Consider the following 17,439-nt stretch of genomic DNA (forward strand, 5'->3'; position numbering starts at 1 on the left):
CTCCTTTTCGGTACCGGTCGGAGTATCAATTCGGAATAGACGGACTGACCTGCGCGGTAACGATCACATTGACACTATCTCCGTTACAACTAACTTCCGAAAAACCTCCCACGGGGGGAGAGTTGGCCGCGAGGAGGGATTCCCGCCACAGATCAACAGCTACGACAAAGCAACTATTCAATATAGGCTTGCAGCACCCCCTACCCATCTGGTAAGAACGAAGGTTGCTTACAGGGGGCAACCAGAGAGGGTATCGCCGCCTTCCGCACGACGGAAGCCGCTAAATAAAGGGGGGCTCCGCATGAGCCAGAATCCGAGCAGAGCACACCGGGATGCCCGACGGGCACAGATACCACGCATGCCGACACTAGGCACCGTTTGTCGACAGTTCCGCGACCATTGCGGTTACACCCGAGAAGAAGCAAGCAGCGAATGCGGAGTCAGCCAGTCGTACCTGTACCGGATCGAGGAACAAGAACACTGGCCCAGTCCGGAAATACTCGAGCGGCTCGTCACCGGCTACAACCTCGACAGCGGGCAAGCGCGTCACCTGTCCGAGCTCTGCGCACCGGCCGAGCGCCTCGAACCCGTCCACGTTCTTCGTCATCGGGTGCTCACCAACGCCGCGCAGATGAGCCACCTCGACCACCTGGAGACGTTGGGCGCCTTAGCCGCCTACATCGATCCAGTGTGGTCAATCCTGGCTACCAACAACCTATTCCGGAGGTCGATGCCCGGCGCCGACGAAACCGGGTCGATCCCCGTCTGGCTCTTCAGCCCCACGGCCCGACGGCTGGTCCTCGATTGGGACCGCGAGGCCGACCACACCGTCGCAATCCTAAAAGGCACCCTCGGGCGCCACCGTGATTCCCCACAGTCGATCCATCTGTTTCGCCGTCTGCGGCGTAATACCTATTTCCAGGATCGGTGGATCTACGACATCCGCGTCGAGCACGGTCGTGACGACAGCATTCAGTTCCGCCTTCGCGACCCTCAAACCGCAGCCGTTGCCGGCTATCGTCTCAGCATCTCCGACGAGACCAACCATGTTTGGTTACTCACAGGCTTTCCCATCGAGGTGCCTTCCGCGCCGAACTCCGCTGTCGCCGACTCTCCTACAGACCGGTTCTCAGAGGAAACTCCGTGATCAAATCCACCGAAAGCCGAGCACCCAGCCATCGCTTTCGCAGACCACCAAGGCATCAGACCTCCGCGTTCGAGTCTATGGAACTTAACGCTCCATAAGCAGCTACCATCCCGCCGCCAGAAATGTCCTGAATAGCACTATACGAACTCTGCCCTCCCAGAGCATTCGGGTGTGTAACTAGATGCGATTCTGGATCCTCTGCCTGGATCGCTTGCCGAATCTAGCCACCTCGGCTCCGCGCGGCGCACAGCGTAAGTATTGCCGTCACGAGCCACGCGAATGCCGCCCGGCCGAATTCAGCACTGCTGGTCAGCCTAGGTCATCAGGCTACCATTTCGTGCGAGATGCATATTCCGATTTCTATTCCAGCCTGCTACCGGTTTTTCGCCGAGACAGGGCGCCTCTCACACATCACTGTGGCGCCGGGCCGTCGATTCGAGTAGGCAGCAATCTGGCAGATACCCCGAATGCTGCCAGCGCGCTATCCCGCGACTCCCGCCGCGCTCGCTTCGAACGGTGGCATGTTCGGCACGCACCGCTTGCGAATTGCCCTCAGCAGCATCAGGCCCGACGCCTCGGGCACCTCGGACATGGTGATGCTGTACGAGACGATCCGGCCTGCTCGATCTCGAAACAGCTTGAGGTCGGTACTGTCGCGCCCGTACGAGATGTCAATGTTCGAGGTCCAGATCTCACCACATGTCTTGCTGTGCTGGAGCTTTCGAACGACGTCCGCAGCCTGTACTGTTTCACGATGGCGACCGAGGACACCCTTGACGGTAGCGACGGTGCGTACCGCTTCGGGTTCCCAATCCACGACGATGTCCCGCGCGTCCGGTGTGAACATCCATAACAGGATTGAGTCCACCTCGTCCAGACCTGGCAGCACAGCCCGCAGCAGATCGTTGCACTCGATCACGTTGAAGACCCGGCTCAGATAGGCGGCGGGGATTCCTCGCTCCTGCAGGTCCTGCAGATGAGCACCGAACGCCGGGTCAGCGTAGACGCGGCGGTGCAGCTCTTCTTCAGGTATGAGTTCGACTGCGCGAGCGCGAAGTTCGCGAAGGTGGCGGGCCTGGTCCGCATCTAGCCGATAGCCGGCGATGAGGCGTTCCAGCAACGCTGAGCTCGGCTTGTACTTGCCGCGTTCGAGGTCCGCCAGGTAGTTCTGCGTGATCCGGTGGCACTCGTAGGCGCTCACACGCGTGAGTCCCTTGTGCTCACGAATTTGGCGCATCGTCACCGACAGCGTCGGGATGATCACGCCCGAGCGGTCGAGTCCCGCACCGTTGGGTCTACGACCGATTCCGTTGCCTCCCATGGCTGCGTTCCCCTTCATGATTGTTCCGGCGGTGGTTCCACACCCAAGCCCCCCGACGGCTTCGGTGACGCATCGTGTTGATTCAGTCCACTATCGCCAGTCGTGACCTGGGCTGGGAGATGTTGACGGGTTGCCACCTCGATAGGCAACACTGGAGCGTTTGTTGCCAACCGCTTGCTACACGGACAGACCCGGTGCCGGGGGTCGCCGGTGTTCCGAATTGCTGGCCTACCTGCGTCGTGGTGTCACTGTTCGTCGGTGGTTACGTCGAGTTGTGCGCGGAGTAGATCGGCTCGATGGTCATCGAGCCCGTCGTTGAAGATCGCGAGGGCGGCAGTTAACGCACGGGTAGCTGCTTGAGTTTCGCCAGACTTCTGCAGCACCTGGCCGCGGACATCTAGGGTGTCGGCTTCGGCCCATCGGTCACCGGTTTCTCGATTCGCGGCCAGTGCCTCCTCGCAGAGGGCCAGTGCGACGGCGCTGTCGCCTCGGTGGAGGGCGGTGCGTGCAAGCCTCGATAGCGCGTATCCAGCGCCTTGGCGGTCTTGGTTCGAGTTGAACAGCTCGACACTGCGCTGGCCGTACATCCAGGCTTGTTCGAGTTCCCCGACCTCGCGGTAGGCCTCGCCGAGGTTGGCGTAGGCGGTGGCGACTCCGTAGCTCTCGTCGAGTCCGATGAAGCTCTCTGCCATTTGGTGCAGGTAATCGATTGCGGGCTGGTAGTTCTCGCGGCCGAGGCAGGTAAATGCGAGCCCAGCCAGAGCCCACCCACGTTGATATGGGTCCGGGCAGGCGTCGAGGGCATCGTGGAACTGTTGCTCAGCGATGTCGTAGTCGCCGCGGCGTAGATGTGCCGCGGCCAAGTTGATCAGCGCCTCGCCGTAGCCGTTGATGTTGCCGCTGGCTTGGGCCGCTGCCACTCCGATTTCGCTGGTGGCGATCCATTCGTCCCATGGTCGGCGGATCAGTAAGTAGTACAGCGCTCGAACAGGCAGTTGCCATGCGCGGTCGAACATTTCGTAGTCGGCAGCCAACCGGGTTGCTCCCACGATCGACGGGAGTTCGGTGTCGCACCAATCCAGTGCCAGCTCGTAGTCACCGTTGAACTCCATGGGTTGTACGCCCGCCACCGGCGGCGGCAGGGCGGGGTGGGGCCGCCCGGGAGTCAATACACGGATGGCGGCGTCCAGGCTGGCAAGGCACCAATCCACCAGCCGGCGTGCTGCCTCGTCACAACCAGCGCCAGATTCCACGCTTCGAACCAACTCAGCGGCGTATACCCGGAGCAGATCGTGCAAACGGTACCGGTGGCGGCCTGTCTCCTCGACTAGATGCGCCATGACAAGGATTTCCATGAGCCGTGCAGCCACTGGATTCGGCACACCCGCCAGCGCTGCCGCCGCATCGAGGCTGAACGTCGTGCTGGGATGCAGGCCGAGCAGGCGGAACATCCGACCTGCTTCGGTCGGCAGCGCTTGATATGACCAGGAAAAGACCCCTCGCACTTCCAGCTCCGCCGCATCGCCGGCGCTGAGCACGTCCAACCGCCGATGTTCGGCGGCCAGGTCCTCGGCGAGGTCTGAGATGCTGCGATGAGAGTAGGTCGCTATCCGCACCGCCGCGATCCGCAACGCCAGGGGCAGATATCCACACCGCCGCGCGATCAACGGCACCGCCGCCGTTTCCGCGCCTGTGCGTCGCCCGATGACCCGCTCGAGTAATGCTTGTGCGTCGTCGGGCCGCAGGGGATTCAGTGTCACTGCGGTGGCCGAAGCACCAACGAACAGTCCCGTCAAACGAACCCTGCTGGTGACGAGCACTCCGCAGTCCGGCGAGCCAGGCAGCAATGGCCGCACTTGTCCGGAGCTTTGGGCGTTGTCGAGCACGATCAGAATTCCTCGCCCGTGCACCATCGAGCGAAATAGCGCAGACCTTCCATCGAGGTCGGCCGGGATCCGGTTCGGATGTGCCCCGAGGGCTCGCAGGAAACCATCCAGGATCTCCGTGGCGTTCGCTGCCCCAGCGGTGCCGTAACCGCGCAGATCCGCGAACAACGCACCGCCAGGGTAGCGGCCGACGACGCTGTGCGCGTATGTCAATGCCAGCGCTGTTTTTCCGACTCCTGGCGGACCATCGACACACACGACCGGCACCAAACCTGGTTGGTCCTGCGGGCGGGTAAGCAGCTCTGCTAGACGCTCCAGCGGCCCCTCGCGCCCTACGAGACCTGCCGGTGCTGCTGGTAGTTGCGCTACGGGCAAAACTTCACCACGGAGCTGTGCGTTTGCCTGGGCGCGTGCGAGGAGTTGGCCGCCGGTCTCCAGCGCGGCGTCGCACGCTTCGGCCAAGGACTCCGACAACGATTGCTTGTCGTTTTCGACTCGCGAGATGTATCCCTTGTCGTAGTGGGCCGCGTCGGATAGCTGAGCTTGGGACAGGCCCGCTTGCTCCCGCAACGATCTCAGTAGCTGCCCGTCAGTCTCTGATTTCGCCATCGCTTGTTCCTGCCCCTTGGACACCCCCTGTATGAGTCGTAGAGTACTGCCTACTGGTTCCAGCACGCAGGGATGTTCGCTGACAAAGTGTGCACGCCTGCCGAAGATGTGTGGTATCCGTTGTCAGAGTAGCCAATTCGGCTCTGGGGGAAGGGGATCTCAGCGGAGGCGACGTGACTGCTATTGTGCGGATCCGACGGCACTCCTCAGCCCGAGACACCAATGCCCCTGGGGCGCAAGGTAAGAGGACGAATGAACGACTTCGACTCCCATACCCAGTCACTCCTCCGCACCAACGAGAAGAACTGGGATGCACGCACCCCGATCCACGCTGCGTCGCAGTTCTACGGCATCGGCGGCAGCATCCCCGCCGACTGGTGGTTCGCACCCTTCGAATGGGAAGACCTAGGTCCGTTGACTGGCCGCGACTTGGTCCACCTGCAATGCCACCTCGGCGCCGAGACCATCGAGTTCACTCGACGCGGCGCACGCACTGTCGGCCTCGACTTCTCCGGCGAAGCGATCACTCACGCTCGCCGGATTGCACACGAGCACGATGTCGACGTCGAATACGTCAAGTCCGATGTCTACGACGCAGCCAACGCCCTCGGCTCCGGACGATTCGACGTCGTCTACACCGCTAAAGGCTCTCTCTGCTACCTGCCAGATCTCAATCGGTGGGCCAACGTCGTCGCCGACCTGCTCAAACCTGGAGGCTTGGCCTACATCGTCGAATTCCATCCCGTGCTCACCTCACTGGGACCAAAACCCGACCTCGACAAGCAAGACCTGCTCCTTCGTGAGGACTACCTAGAGGGACGTGGCGCCGTCGAGCACAACAGCACTCACACCTACACCGACGGTCCCGCGCTACCCGAAACCGCGGCAAGGGTCTACGAGTGGGCCCACGGTCTTGGCGAGGTCGTCACATCCCTCGTCGACGCCGGACTGACTATCACCAGACTGCGTGAAACCGAACTACTGCCGTGGCCACGATTCGAACGCATGATCCCCGACGAGAAGACGGGATGGTGGAAACTGCCGCCCACCGACGTCCGCATCCCACTCCTTTACGCTCTTGCTGCCACCAAAACAAAATAGCAAACTCAAATATAGACCTTAAACCGCCGATAGGAGGTTGCGACGGGTCGGGCAGAAGGTCTGCCGAGACATAACACCCAAGAGGAGATCACCGGAACGAACCAGGCTACGCGGCTGACAGCACCCGACGCTTGGATAATATGGCGTACACTGCGCCCCCAACGAAGAACGATACGAATATCCCCACCTTCCACGACGTCACCGTTTCAAGAGCACTCTCGGCAACCATAAGGCCCAGGACAGATTGAATGATCCCTCCTGGATCGGAATTTAATACAACACCCAACCCCGTACCGAGAAGAAGGGAAAGCATGCCCACATAACCGATCCCACCTTTATCACCCTCTCGCGGGTATATAGCACTGGGATTGTAGCCGCAACCGCGATGGAGATAGAAATCAACCAAGAATATCGAGCACCAAGCAGCAAGTGGAACCCCGAGAATCGCAAGGAATGATTCGAAGGTTCCAAAAAATCCAGGCGAGAAGAAGAGCAAATAGCTAGCCCCAAGCATTACCAAAGCTGCGTCGAAAATAATCGTGGTCGGCCGCGGGAGTCTCACGCCAAGCGCAAGCAAGTTGAGCCCGGAAGAATACAGGTTGACTACACCGCTTCCAATGAGCGCGACGATTGTCGCAACAAGAAATGGCACGCAGAACCATGTCGGCAGCAGAAGCGCCAAAGCGCCAAGTGGATCAGCGGCTGCCTTTACGACAACGTCAGACTTCCCCACTCCTATCAATACACCAAAAAGCAGAAGTGACACTGCGGTCGCCCCACCCCCGAGCGCAGTCCAGCCAGCCACAGCACACGGTTTCGAGTCGCTGGGTAGATATCGGCTGTAATCGCCCCCCATGACTACCCAGGACAGGCCACCAGCAGCAACAACAAAACTGATGCCGGCCAGCAACGGAGGCGAATCGGGCGCAGACGGTGCCGCCTTTAAAGGCCATATCTTCGAGAGTACGATGAGGAAATATCCAGCGGTTGCGAAAGCAAGCGCAATGGTTATCCATCGCTGAGCACGGATAATAAGTTGATAGCCGTATAGCGTGACGAACAACGTCACCGCGCCAGTAATCGCTAGCCCAATCGCCAGCAGGAACGCCGAGTTAACATTTGGAAATACCCTGTGCACCAGGGCTTTTGTTGCCGAAGCAGCAAGGAATAGAGCAACCGATTCCCAGCCGATGCAGTAGATATATGCGAGGAAAGTCGGGAGCATGTTGCCACGGTAACCGAAGGCAGCGCGACTGAGCGTTAGAGCCGGAGCCCCTCCCCGCAACCCCGTGATCGCCACCAGCCCGACTAGTGGATAGCTGATGATCACCCCCACGATGATCGCGACCGTCGCCCCCACCCACGACAAACCCAGCACCAAAACGAGAACACCCGCAGAAATAACGAACGGGCTGACATTCGCTGCCGACCATAGCCAAAAGTGACGACTGACACGCCCAGCGCGCTCAGCGCCTCTAGTTGACTCGATACCCTGCCACTCGAACATTGTTTGCACTCGACCGAATGATAATGAAAACGGCATGACCCCCCGAACATTGTGCAATCCAGATTGGATACACGGCTCCAAATCTATCGCTCTGGTTTCCTCGGAGATAGTACCAGCTCCAGACCTCCTCGGCCCCTCTTCTATTACAACCGTGCACGATCATCGGATGCCCGAGCGCACTTACGGTCGCAGTACACCGAGAGCCTCCCGCACAGTCGCCAACTTGACAAACCCGAGCCCTGGGTCGAGCAAACAGGTTTCAAAGCTCAACCGTGCTAACCTCGTGTCGACTGGCTCGCTAGGTCATGTCTCCCAATCGTTTTTCGTCGATCGCGTCCGGTAGCTCGATCGTTCGGGCATCATCTTCGCCGTGGCGAGGGTTGTCGGTGATCGGTATCGCGTTCTGACGGACGTGCAGTGGGAGTTGCTGGAGCTGCTACTGGCGACCTCGGGTGGCCACGTGGGCTGCAACTTTGCCAATAGTCGCCTGGTGGTGGAGGGGATGCTGTTCCGGTTGCGGACCGGCGTGCCGTGGCGGGATCTGCCGGAGGTGTTCGGTCCGTGGCAGACGGTGTGGAAGCGGCCTCGTAGGTATGCCGGTGACGGACCTGGGATCGAGTGCTGGTCGCGTTGAGCGCGCTTGCCGATGCGACCGGGAATCTGGATTGGGTTGTGTCGGTCGACTCTTCGATCATGGGCGTGCATCAGCACGGCGCGAATATCTCCCGTGGCGGTGGGGGCACCGGCCCGGATGGTGAGTTATGAGCCAGCTGATCACGCGGTCGGCCGATCCCGCGGTGGGCTGACCACGAAAGCGCATCTGGCCACCGATGGCAACGGCCGCGGTCTGGCGGTGCTGCTGACCGGTGGGCAGGCCGGTGATTCACCGATGATGCCTGCCGTGCTCGACGCAATCGCGGTGCCGCGGCTGGCGGGTGGCTCGCCGCGCCGTTGTCCCGACCGCGTGCTCGCCGACAAGGCGTATTCCTCGGAGAGTAACCGAGCGATGTTGCGCGGCAAGGGTATCGGTTGTGTCATTCCCGAGCGCGCCGACCAGATCGCGCACCGCAAACGGCGAGGCCGCAACGGTGGGCGACCACCCGGGTTCGACCGGGCCGCCTACAAGGGCCGCAAAACGGCCCCTGAGATGGACCGTACGGGAGTCGAATCCGTATTTTCCCGAATAGTGGGATCGTCCGATTTGACTCGCTGAACCATCATCTCGCGGTCGATGTTCAACAATCCCGCACACGCTTTGATGTACACGTCAATTATACCATTTGAGCTGCGCGAATGCGTCGAAGGTCTGGCTGTGGCGCGCCGTCTACGGTGTTCGACCGCCGAGTAGTCGGGGCGGTGCGAGAGTCGCACCGCCCCGGCTTATCAGGACAACTTGAGTATGTTCCGCAATCCGCCGATGGCGGCCGCTACATCCCGCAGCCCTTTCGTGCTGCCTGTGCGGATGACCACCACCGCACACAGGACCAGGTAGCAGATGAAGCAGATCGCGACCAGCAATGCGATTTGGACCAACTCGGTCTCCTCTCTTCTTTTTTGGGGCGCGCCTCAGCGAGAGGCGGCCGTCCCAAAAATCCGAGGAGATGAGCTACAAAGTCGGGGTCCTTTCAGCGGCGGCAACGCGGGAAAGCATACGGCAGGGCCATCGAACCCCACCAGACCCTCAGCCCCGTCGACGGGCGACTGAGACGAGAACGTAACCGAGGCCCCCAGACCTGGGATGACTTGTCCCGCAGAGGTATCGGCACGCCAGACTGGACTGGGCCGCAGTCAGCGGTGAGGTCATCGCAGCCGGACGGCCCTCGTTCGACCATGGCCTCTACGTCATCGCCTCCGACGGTGACATCGAAGAAGGTGTTCTGAGCAACTTCCACTTCGATGTCCACCTCGTCGGCCTGCACGCCTGGACGGTCGGGTCGACCCTTGAGTATCGAACCGTCCTGGTACACGAGCGAGCGGGTTTTGGCGTAGCCGTCTGATCACGGCTGTACGGGGCGTCGCGCTCGACACCCGACTACTGTCTGAGAATCGATCCATTTCGATGCTGGGCGTGGCCGTCTCAAGAATGTGTGGCGTGGCGTCAGCGTTCCAAATCCGAGGCCCTCGTGGACGACTACCTCGACACCGATATCCCGCTGATGCCAGGAGCTACGCTGCGGCAAGACCCGCTACAGCGAGTCCTCGAGAACGACGATCTCAAACGATTCATGCGAGTGCTCGACCACATCTTGACCGAGACCCAGTACCGGGTCGCGATGATGGCGTGGGAGCTGGGACTGCCCGACGCAGAGATAGCGCAGGTTCTGGACTGCACGGTCTCGACCGTGCACTCTCATAAGAGCAGGGCCCGCAAGAAGATCGAGGCGATGATGAATCGCACAGAAGCCAAGATCGCGTTCGACAGCGCCGAGGATCTGGTCGAGGTGATCGCGGAGCACCGGCAGACCGCAGGCGAGGCCACCGGTACCCGAGCAGAAGGGGTGAGGCCGGCATGAGCACCGACAGCAGCGACGGCACCGAGCCGATCTCGATCGCTGCCGCGTTCGCCGAGCTGGACAGCTACCGCGAGCAGCGCGACGAGAACACCTACGACGTGGAAGCAGGCCTGGCCGAGCTCAAGAAACGAGTCACGGGCCAGACCGACTCCGACGCCGAAACCAGCGGGGAGGCAACTAGCGATGTGCACCCCGACCTCGAGGTGACCGACTCGGCAATTACCAGCGCGATTTCCCCCGAGCGCGCAACCCGAGACGAGACAGGCAGCTGGAAATTGAGCTGGCTACCCGACCGGGAACTGACCTTCGCCCAGGCACTGGCAGGGATGGAATTCGACACACTTGTCAGCAACTACGAACTGGCGAACGACACAGCAGCTCAGGCTCGCCTCGAACACCTCGCCACGCAGTTGGATCTGACTGTCATGGAGGCACTCACCCTGCTCACCGAACGTATTACCGACCAGATGAACGCGAAGTCCGCGCCCCCTCCACTTCCCGGTACGGGCTTGCGACGACAACTGATCGATCCCCGCTCAGCTCTGCGAACGCGCACTGGCGACGCCCGCCGTTGAGAATCGATCGTTTTCCGGGCAACTCTTCGGCTTCGGCTTCACTACCTCCGGCCGCACTTCCGTTTCGCCGCGCCTAGGCTCCTGCTGAAACCAGCAGCACGGTAATGACTATCAGCACTGTCGAGATATATCCGAGCGTAAGGCCAACAATAGCCAGCACCCGACCGTGCTCACCAGTTCGGCGAATCTGCACGAGGGCGATGTGCCCAATCGGGATGGCTAGGGGTGCGAGCACAAAGCCACACACCAGAGCGACGATTGCCAAGGTGTTCGTATGTGCTGTCGCGACTCGGACTCCGCCGGGGACCTGGTTCGCGGTGACCGGTTTGCCATCGGGCGTGTACCCAACGATCGGGAAGACCGGTTGACCAGTTTCGGTGAACCCAATCGGCTGCGCCTCGGCTGCGACCTCCGACGGCTTCAACCTGCCGGTTGACCGTAGAAGGACTGATGTAGCAACCAGAAGCAGAATGATCCCGAAGCCGATCTCCGGGCGGCCCCCGGTCCGGTAGCCGGTGGCGACGTTCATCTGGCTGGCCTGTATTAGCAGAATGCCCCAAACGATCAGCGCTAGTCCGATCCCCGCGAGCACCCACGACACGAGCTTCAACCGGCTGCTGGGGATGGCGTTTGCATCTTCGGTGCCAGCGTGTTCAGACATGACTGTCCTTCTAACTGCGCGGGGAGCCACCCATCCCAGACGTCTGCTGGTATGGGTGTCGCCAGCCAAGTTACAGATTCGGGCGCAACGGTGATGTCGGATCCGGTGAACCGCGTTCTGCAAGTCCAGATCTCGGCGTGTCGCAGAGACCGTGCGCGTGTCGCGCTCACATGAGATAGTCGAACACATGTTCGATTCAGAGTTCGCGCCAGGTGATCCCGTGCGGTGGTTCGACGACGGTCACGGTCGCGGCCTACCCGCCGACCACCCCGCAGCGGTGCGCCGCTCCGGAGTGGTCAGCAGTGTGCTTCGTAATCCGGACGGTAGCGGCCCCGCCGTCGGCTACTTCGTCCGCTGCTACAGCACGATCTCGGGTTCCTACATCGCGACCGTGCGGCCCGATCTCGGGCACGTGCTCGCCCTAGACGAGCGCGCCAGTTGAGCCCGCGCTCTGCTGTTTGCGCTCGCCGCGGCGAGTGGCGCTGTCGTCTGCCGTTGCTGCCTACGTGGCTCACTGCTGAGCTTCGGCCCGGTAGCCGCATCCCGCGCAGCACCAGCCAACAACCGAGGCTACGCGCGCGGCATGCAGCATCTCCCCGCACTCCGGGCACAACGGCGGTGCTGCTACAGCCCATTCGTCGAGAGCGTCAACGAGCTGACGACCACTGCCGTCGACGGTGAACAGCACGGCGTTCCGGTCGAACACTGTGAGCCGGGAACAGAATTCGACTCGAAGCGTCGCGATGCGCGCGATCTCGACAAGCTCATCGAGCGCGTGCTCGGACAGGCGGGTGATGACCGTGCCCGCCCCTTCGACGGTTTCCTCAAGCACCATGCGGTACCGCACGGCTCACTCGTAGACGGCTGGCTGCGCCATCGGACGGGTCTAGGCTGTAACGCCGAGCTGGCCGGCGAGCACGCGAGCGTCTCTCTCGACCATCCGGCCCCCGTTGGTCACCAGCTCGGCGGCCAGGTTGCGGGACAGCGGGTGGCAACTCATTGACTCCGCCGAAACGCCAGTGGCGGTCTTTAAAGCACCCACTGCGCCGATCCAATCACGTTGCTGTTCGTAGCCGCGGGCCACCTCCAGCCAGACCCGCGCCCGTCGGTCGACACTCGGTACGGCGTCGGGGTCGACGGCGGTTGCCGCTTCGAGGGCGTTGCCGGACTTCCTCAGCTCCACGAGCACGCTGACTGAGGTCATGTCCGCGTTCGCGGTACCGAACAACGTCCAGGGGTGCGCTGATCCTGCGGGCAAGGCTCGCGCCATACCGAGCGCCTGATCAACGCCGCGCAGTGCGTCACCTTCGCGGCCCATCTTGGCGGCGGTGATGGCGCTGTGCAGGTGGCACGCGCCCCACAGCGCTTGCGCTTCAGAGTCACTGGCCAGGCGCGGTTCCAGGAGCGCGACCGCGTCTTGCGTGAGCCGGTACGCCTCTTCCTCGCGCGAGGTGGCACGCCACACGTTGCCGACTACCCACGATGCGCCCGCGAGCGTTATCGGTTCGTCGGCGATTTCGGCCGCCGACATGCAACGGTCGGCCGCGAGCCACAGCAGCGGAGCGTCCGCTACCCACGCCAGCACCTGCTCCGAAAGTGCATACGCCCCAGACAATGCGGCCGCAGCGGTACGTCGTTCCTGTCCGTCGAGGGTGCGTACCGCGCGACGCCCGTCACGGATCAGCTCCGGCAGCATGGCGCCGGCATCGGCGCGGGGTGTTTTCGAACGGTGCCAGATGGCCCAGGCTCGATCGACGCGCGCCTGCAGCTCGGTCGGGTCGATAGGTGATGCCACGGGCGCCAGGTCTACCGATTCGATGGCCTCGCGGATCGCGGGCACGACGGGATGTCCGGCGCGGCGGGACAGGCCGACGAGCAATTCGTGGTCTCCGGTGATTTCGGTGAGATCGCGTACGCCGAGCGCTTGGCCGAGGCGCAACAACATCTCGAGACCGGGTGCCTGCGAACGTCCCTTTTCGATGTCGCGCAGCCACACGTCGGAGCGGCCAACCAGACCAGCGATAACTGCGCGGCTTTTGCCGGTACGCGTGCGGATCATCTGGATGCGTTCACCGATCGAACGTCCAGCGAGTTCGTCATGAGGATTGGGCATAGCTGCCACCTTCTCCGCGGTTTGGTTCCTCTCCCGCGATACCCCCGGCCCGTCGACCGGGGGCAAAACCTCGCGGAGAGGCACTACCAAGGATAACGACGGCTAATTCCGTAGGGGGTGGGATCTCCCCACCAGCAGAGGGGTGGAGATTCCACCACCTCAGCGGGGGTGGAGATCCCACCAGTTTGGCTCTTGTTTACGGCGCATTCTTCTGGTGGACCCTGCGTCGGGTCACCGATCTGTTTTTCATCGCGCCACTATTGGCAGCCCTCCCGTCGCCGGGTCCTCCCAAACACGACCGGGAGGTTCTGAGCGATGGGTTCGATTGACGAGGGATTGTGTTCGCCGGTGACAGCAGCCGCGACACCGCAGCAGATCTACCACGGAAAGCTCTATCAACTTCAGCACCACGGCACGCCCGAGCAGGTAGCGGAATTCTCCGCTGACGGGCCGCCTCGGCCGGAGACGGCGGACGGGGTCACCGGTTGGATCTTCTACTACGAAGCGAACACGCCCACGATGGATCAGGTCGCTGCGCTGCTGGCAGAGATGGAGACCTTGGGCTGGATCACCGGCACGGTCCGGGAAACACTGGCTGAGTTGTCTCCTCAGGAGGCCACTGCGGAGCTGAAAGCGCGCATGGTCGAACGAAATCCCGACGACCAGCAGTCACCGGCCGAAGCCGGGTGATCCGGGATGGACAACACCCAAGCACTCCAATCCAGGCGTGATGCGGTGCTCGAACTCGAGCGGCGGTTCTATCAGGTCCGCTGTGGGCTGCCCGCCCACATACGACCTGATTGGGCACGGATCGAGTTCGTCGTGGGCAGCGTCGGCGCGGTCACGATGCCCGCCCACATCGGAGCGCCGGTCAAGGTGCACCTCAAGGAACGGCCCCACGGTCGTCTTGGGCCGATCATTTCGCACCCGCGCTCCAAGAGGTGGACGTTCCTGGTGTGCCCGGACCTTCCCGGCGACCAGGCGTTGTTCGCAGAACTGTTCCGCCACAACGTGACTGTCGCCCCGTGCGGCAGCGAGATCGCGTTGCCTTCTCCGGGCGCTTCGCCGGTGGGCTACCGGGAGTGGGTATACAAGCCCACCGATGGCTTCCGCCCGGCAGGCACCGAGGTGATCGCGGCGTTCCGGTGGTGTCTTTCAAGACAGAATCCGGTGACCTGGTGACGGCCGACGACGAGCCCGGCGAGCACGAACCGCTTCAGGCCCGGCTCGATGAGATCTTGGCCCTCGAGCCGCGCCTGGACGAGGTTCTCGTCCTCGCCCCCTCCCTGGACGAGATCGTGGCCCTTGAGCCCCGCCTCGGCCAGATCCACGAATTTCCGCACGCCGCAACACCGTTCGGTGTCGACACGCAGGAGGCTCCCACCGATGATCAACGATGACCCGGCCCGTGACCACGCGGGCTCCGGCACACCCGGAAGGTCTCCCTCGCAGACGTGCTGGCGGTGGTTGCTGGCTGCGGCGATCATCGGGGCAGCCTTGCTCGTCGGGCGGCTGATTATGTTGGTGACCGGGTACACAGACGGGGATCCAGAGGCCGCAATCACCCCGGTGGTCTTCTGCACCATCATTGTCATTCTGTGCTGGGTCGGGCTGCGCGCCGCGATAAGGCGTGAGCGGCGGTGACGAACGAATCGCCGACATCGCTGCCGCCGGATCGGAGGCCGGAACCGTTCGACCCCGGTGCACTGAACTCGGCCCGGGTGTGGGACTACCTGCTGGGCGGGAAGGACTACCGCGAGGTCGACGAGGATATGGGCAACGAAATGCTGGCTCGCGCACCGGAAATCAAGACGCTGGCGTGGTTCGCCCGCAGCTTCATGCTCAAGGCGGTCCAGATGGCCGCCGACGCCGGAATCCGCCAGTTCATCGACCTCGGCTCGGGTATCCCGACCTCGCCCAACGTGCACGAGGCAGCTCGGGAAATACAGCCCTCGGCGGAGGTGGTGTACGTCGACTATGACCCGGTGGTTCACGCGCACTGCGACGCGTTGCTGGCTGGGCCGCGCGGTATCACCGCACTGCTGGGCGACATTCGCCACCCCGAGGCGATACTCGATCAGCTCAAGAACCACACCACGCTCGATTTCAGCGAGCCCGTGGCCATCACGGCCATCGGCGTGCTGCATTACGTGATGGACGACGAGCGCCCGGCCGATATCGTCGCCGCCTTCCGCGATCACATGGCATCTGGCAGCCTGCTGGCGATCACGCATGGCTCCACCGCTTCCGCCCCCGAGATACTCCAGGTACTCGCAGCGACGCAGGGCACGTCCGCCCAGGTCCGCTTTCGCTCCGCCGGCCAGACGGCGGCATTCTTCACCGGCTTCGAAGTGCTCGAACCCGGAGTCGTCCCGGTACAGCAATGGCTGCGCCCCGACCTGCCGAAAACGCGCATGGTCATGGACGGCGCGATCGGCGTGACGCCCAGCCATAGATGGCGGCTGATGGGCCAGTGACCAGGCCGGATCACGCTGGTCCCCTGACGTAGTTGGCGGCTGCTCCCAAGTCTTGTTGGCGGCTGCGTACAGGGTTGGTTGGCTGGGGGTGAAGATCAGGCGGTCAAGAATTTCTCTGATTCCGTTTGCTCTGTCTGCGGACCCGCTACAGTCCCGGCCGGTTGGGTGTCGCTGATGGATGAGGGTTCTGGTGACCGATGTCGTTGGGGCCGTGCTGCGTTCGGATCGCTGCCGGTGGGAGGAGCTGCTGGCCACGCTGCCGGTCGACCTGGCGAGGCCGCGGTCGATGCTGGTGTTGGGTCACGGATGGACCCGGCAGTGGGTGACGCATCGGCGGTTCGGCGACGACCCCGTGGTCTGCCCGGTCAGAGATCTCGCGGAACTGCCGATCAACGGCGCGCAACCGGTGCGCCGATTCTCTTGGCGGACAACACAGTTCCATCGTCCGGGGTTGCAATACATGGTGAGCACGGGCCGTCATCACGGGTTCGAGAGCCATGCCGAGCAGCAACTGCTGCTGGCGCGCGACTTCGCGGGCGGGCTCACCGAGCTGTTGTCCCAGTCGTTCCGGCTGCCGTTCACCACCGCAGCCGCAACCGGGAAGCACACACCGGATTTCCTGCCTGTGTCGGACGATGAAACGTGGCTGATCGACGTGCGCCCTGGCGATCGGATCGGGCCGGAGGATGCGGTGCGGTTCGCTGCGGCGGCGGAGGTCGCATTGTCGTGCGGGTGGCGTTACGTCGTGCAGCCGACACCAGGGACTTGCACCTCAAGCATGGAAGCACTGAAATGCGCTGTCCGGCGAAAACCTTCCGCCGGGGGCGTGAAACGTTGTCCGTGACGGCTACTGCAACCAAGAATCACAGCGCTGACCAGGCAAAACAATGTCCCTTCCGGCCTTGACGGACCGAAAGGGACATTTATGGGATGTTTAATACTCCAAGCGTATCTCGCCGGCCATTTCTCGCATCTTCGGCGTCCGCGAGCGCCGCTTGCTGATCATGGTTCCCAGTATGTCGCGTGAATAGCGTTGCTGTACAATCTATTCCGGCGCAGTCCGTTGCACTCGCCGCATCAGATGACCCAGTGTCGGGACCACCCGTAGCCGCCAGGCCAGCTTGTAGGCGTCGACGGTGGTCTTGTCCTCGCGGCCACGCATCGCGGTGTCCAAGTTGACATTTCCGTAGTCCTTGAGGATGGCGATGGCCATCTTCGGGTCGCCACCGCGTCTCCGCCGATTATGAAATGCAGGGATCGCGGGTCGAAGACTTGATCATTGTCGTCGCGTGTACCGCATAGCCTCGGGGCCACAGCCAGGTATTCGGCAACCTTCGGATACGCGGCTCCAAAGCGCCACTCGTCCCCAAGCAGCCTCGCCAACTGATCGCGACGGTCCGATGACAGCATGAATCAGGCCATGATTTTCATTGTGCCCTTTGCACTTTCGCTCGTCGCCCAAAAAGCACAATCGGTTAGGTGCGGCTGTGCTGCAGCAAGCAGCCGCTATCGATGGCCAGTTTCAGGCT

The 17,439-nt window shown here is 62.4% G+C and carries 21 protein-coding genes; 13 read left to right on the top strand and 8 right to left on the bottom strand.

The genetic code is table 11. The annotated features are described in order from the left end of the window. Positions 1–358 precede the first annotated feature (358 nt). Complete coding sequence (locus tag O3I_RS44045) at positions 359–1,147, top strand: helix-turn-helix domain-containing protein (protein ID WP_167829176.1); 789 nt, start codon at positions 359–361, stop codon at positions 1,145–1,147. 481 nt (positions 1,148–1,628) lie between these two features. On the opposite strand, the gene O3I_RS24770 is transcribed toward O3I_RS44045, so the two are convergent. Both O3I_RS24770 and O3I_RS24775 read right to left on the bottom strand, forming a co-directional pair. Further along, positions 1,629–2,486 carry a helix-turn-helix domain-containing protein gene (locus tag O3I_RS24770; RefSeq protein WP_081594118.1) on the bottom strand — a complete coding sequence of 286 codons (858 nt, stop codon included), beginning with the start codon at positions 2,484–2,486 and terminating at the stop codon, positions 1,629–1,631. Between the two features lie 227 nt (positions 2,487–2,713). After that, positions 2,714–4,963, bottom strand: coding sequence for a helix-turn-helix domain-containing protein (locus tag O3I_RS24775; RefSeq protein WP_141692231.1), 2,250 nt, complete (start codon positions 4,961–4,963; stop codon positions 2,714–2,716). A 252-nt stretch (positions 4,964–5,215) separates the two neighbouring features. Here O3I_RS24775 and O3I_RS24780 point away from each other — a divergent pair, with 252 nt between their 5' ends. Continuing rightward, on the top strand, positions 5,216–6,064 hold the full coding sequence (locus O3I_RS24780) for a class I SAM-dependent methyltransferase (RefSeq protein WP_014985733.1): 849 nt from the start codon (positions 5,216–5,218) through the stop codon (positions 6,062–6,064). A 106-nt stretch (positions 6,065–6,170) separates the two neighbouring features. Here the strand turns inward: O3I_RS24780 and O3I_RS44050 are convergent, their stop codons facing one another. After that, positions 6,171–7,571, bottom strand: coding sequence for a purine-cytosine permease family protein (locus tag O3I_RS44050; RefSeq protein ID WP_167829177.1), 1,401 nt, complete (start codon positions 7,569–7,571; stop codon positions 6,171–6,173). A gap of 370 nt (positions 7,572–7,941) precedes the next feature. Here O3I_RS44050 and O3I_RS45925 point away from each other — a divergent pair, with 370 nt between their 5' ends. Both O3I_RS45925 and O3I_RS45930 read left to right on the top strand, forming a co-directional pair. Then, the gene (locus O3I_RS45925) at positions 7,942–8,205 is read left to right on the top strand and encodes a transposase (protein ID WP_171904506.1); all 264 of its coding nucleotides are present in this window, start codon (positions 7,942–7,944) and stop codon (positions 8,203–8,205) included. 117 nt (positions 8,206–8,322) lie between these two features. Then, positions 8,323–8,784: an IS5/IS1182 family transposase gene (locus O3I_RS45930; RefSeq protein WP_065652260.1), complete on the top strand. Its 462-nt coding sequence runs from the start codon at positions 8,323–8,325 to the stop codon at positions 8,782–8,784. A gap of 170 nt (positions 8,785–8,954) precedes the next feature. On the opposite strand, the gene O3I_RS45615 is transcribed toward O3I_RS45930, so the two are convergent. Then, positions 8,955–9,104, bottom strand: a complete 150-nt coding sequence (locus O3I_RS45615; protein ID WP_014985737.1) for a hypothetical protein — start codon at positions 9,102–9,104, stop codon at positions 8,955–8,957. Positions 9,105–9,694: 590 nt separating this feature from the next. On the opposite strand from O3I_RS45615, the gene O3I_RS24800 reads away from it, so the two are divergent. Together O3I_RS24800 and O3I_RS42920 are read left to right on the top strand one after the other, a co-directional pair. After that, positions 9,695–10,084, top strand: a complete 390-nt coding sequence (locus O3I_RS24800) for an RNA polymerase sigma factor (protein ID WP_148282711.1) — start codon at positions 9,695–9,697, stop codon at positions 10,082–10,084. Continuing rightward, positions 10,081–10,659 carry a hypothetical protein gene (locus O3I_RS42920; RefSeq protein WP_014985739.1) on the top strand — a complete coding sequence of 193 codons (579 nt, stop codon included), beginning with the start codon at positions 10,081–10,083 and terminating at the stop codon, positions 10,657–10,659. Before O3I_RS24800 ends, O3I_RS42920 begins: the two co-directional genes overlap by 4 nt. A gap of 73 nt (positions 10,660–10,732) precedes the next feature. On the opposite strand, the gene O3I_RS43395 is transcribed toward O3I_RS42920, so the two are convergent. Further along, positions 10,733–11,320 carry a DUF4190 domain-containing protein gene (locus O3I_RS43395; protein ID WP_014985740.1) on the bottom strand — a complete coding sequence of 196 codons (588 nt, stop codon included), beginning with the start codon at positions 11,318–11,320 and terminating at the stop codon, positions 10,733–10,735. A gap of 187 nt (positions 11,321–11,507) precedes the next feature. Between O3I_RS43395 and O3I_RS24815 the strand changes: the two genes are divergently transcribed. Continuing rightward, the gene (locus O3I_RS24815) at positions 11,508–11,762 is read left to right on the top strand and encodes a hypothetical protein (RefSeq protein ID WP_014985741.1); all 255 of its coding nucleotides are present in this window, start codon (positions 11,508–11,510) and stop codon (positions 11,760–11,762) included. A gap of 69 nt (positions 11,763–11,831) precedes the next feature. On the opposite strand, the gene O3I_RS24820 is transcribed toward O3I_RS24815, so the two are convergent. Together O3I_RS24820 and O3I_RS24825 are read right to left on the bottom strand one after the other, a co-directional pair. Then, positions 11,832–12,155 carry a hypothetical protein gene (locus tag O3I_RS24820; RefSeq protein WP_141692087.1) on the bottom strand — a complete coding sequence of 108 codons (324 nt, stop codon included), beginning with the start codon at positions 12,153–12,155 and terminating at the stop codon, positions 11,832–11,834. Between the two features lie 51 nt (positions 12,156–12,206). Next, positions 12,207–13,433, bottom strand: coding sequence for a helix-turn-helix domain-containing protein (locus O3I_RS24825; protein WP_014985743.1), 1,227 nt, complete (start codon positions 13,431–13,433; stop codon positions 12,207–12,209). 348 nt (positions 13,434–13,781) lie between these two features. Between O3I_RS24825 and O3I_RS24830 the strand changes: the two genes are divergently transcribed. The 6 genes from O3I_RS24830 to O3I_RS24855 all read left to right on the top strand — a co-directional run bounded on the left by O3I_RS24830 (position 13,782) and on the right by O3I_RS24855 (position 16,754). Further along, positions 13,782–14,123 (top strand): hypothetical protein, encoded by a 342-nt coding sequence (locus O3I_RS24830; RefSeq protein ID WP_041562860.1) that lies wholly within the window; start codon positions 13,782–13,784, stop codon positions 14,121–14,123. A 45-nt stretch (positions 14,124–14,168) separates the two neighbouring features. Further along, positions 14,169–14,615, top strand: coding sequence for a DNA-directed RNA polymerase subunit beta (locus O3I_RS24835; protein WP_237748127.1), 447 nt, complete (start codon positions 14,169–14,171; stop codon positions 14,613–14,615). Continuing rightward, entirely contained in the window at positions 14,612–14,833 is a 222-nt protein-coding gene (locus O3I_RS45620; RefSeq protein ID WP_014985746.1) for a hypothetical protein, read from the top strand. The genes O3I_RS24835 and O3I_RS45620 overlap by 4 nt, the downstream gene beginning before the upstream one ends. After that, the gene (locus O3I_RS24845) at positions 14,820–15,077 is read left to right on the top strand and encodes a hypothetical protein (RefSeq protein WP_014985747.1); all 258 of its coding nucleotides are present in this window, start codon (positions 14,820–14,822) and stop codon (positions 15,075–15,077) included. The genes O3I_RS45620 and O3I_RS24845 overlap by 14 nt, the downstream gene beginning before the upstream one ends. Next, the gene (locus O3I_RS24850) at positions 15,074–15,910 is read left to right on the top strand and encodes an SAM-dependent methyltransferase (RefSeq protein WP_014985748.1); all 837 of its coding nucleotides are present in this window, start codon (positions 15,074–15,076) and stop codon (positions 15,908–15,910) included. The genes O3I_RS24845 and O3I_RS24850 overlap by 4 nt, the downstream gene beginning before the upstream one ends. Positions 15,911–16,100: 190 nt before the next feature. Beyond that, positions 16,101–16,754, top strand: a complete 654-nt coding sequence (locus O3I_RS24855) for a hypothetical protein (RefSeq protein WP_014985749.1) — start codon at positions 16,101–16,103, stop codon at positions 16,752–16,754. Positions 16,755–16,955: 201 nt separating this feature from the next. Here O3I_RS24855 and O3I_RS45625 read toward each other — a convergent pair whose 3' ends face one another. Beyond that, positions 16,956–17,123: a hypothetical protein gene (locus O3I_RS45625; protein ID WP_014985750.1), complete on the bottom strand. Its 168-nt coding sequence runs from the start codon at positions 17,121–17,123 to the stop codon at positions 16,956–16,958. Between the last annotated feature and the right edge of the window lie 316 nt (positions 17,124–17,439).

Source organism: Nocardia brasiliensis ATCC 700358 (assembly GCF_000250675.2).
GTDB lineage: Bacteria > Actinomycetota > Actinomycetes > Mycobacteriales > Mycobacteriaceae > Nocardia > Nocardia brasiliensis_B.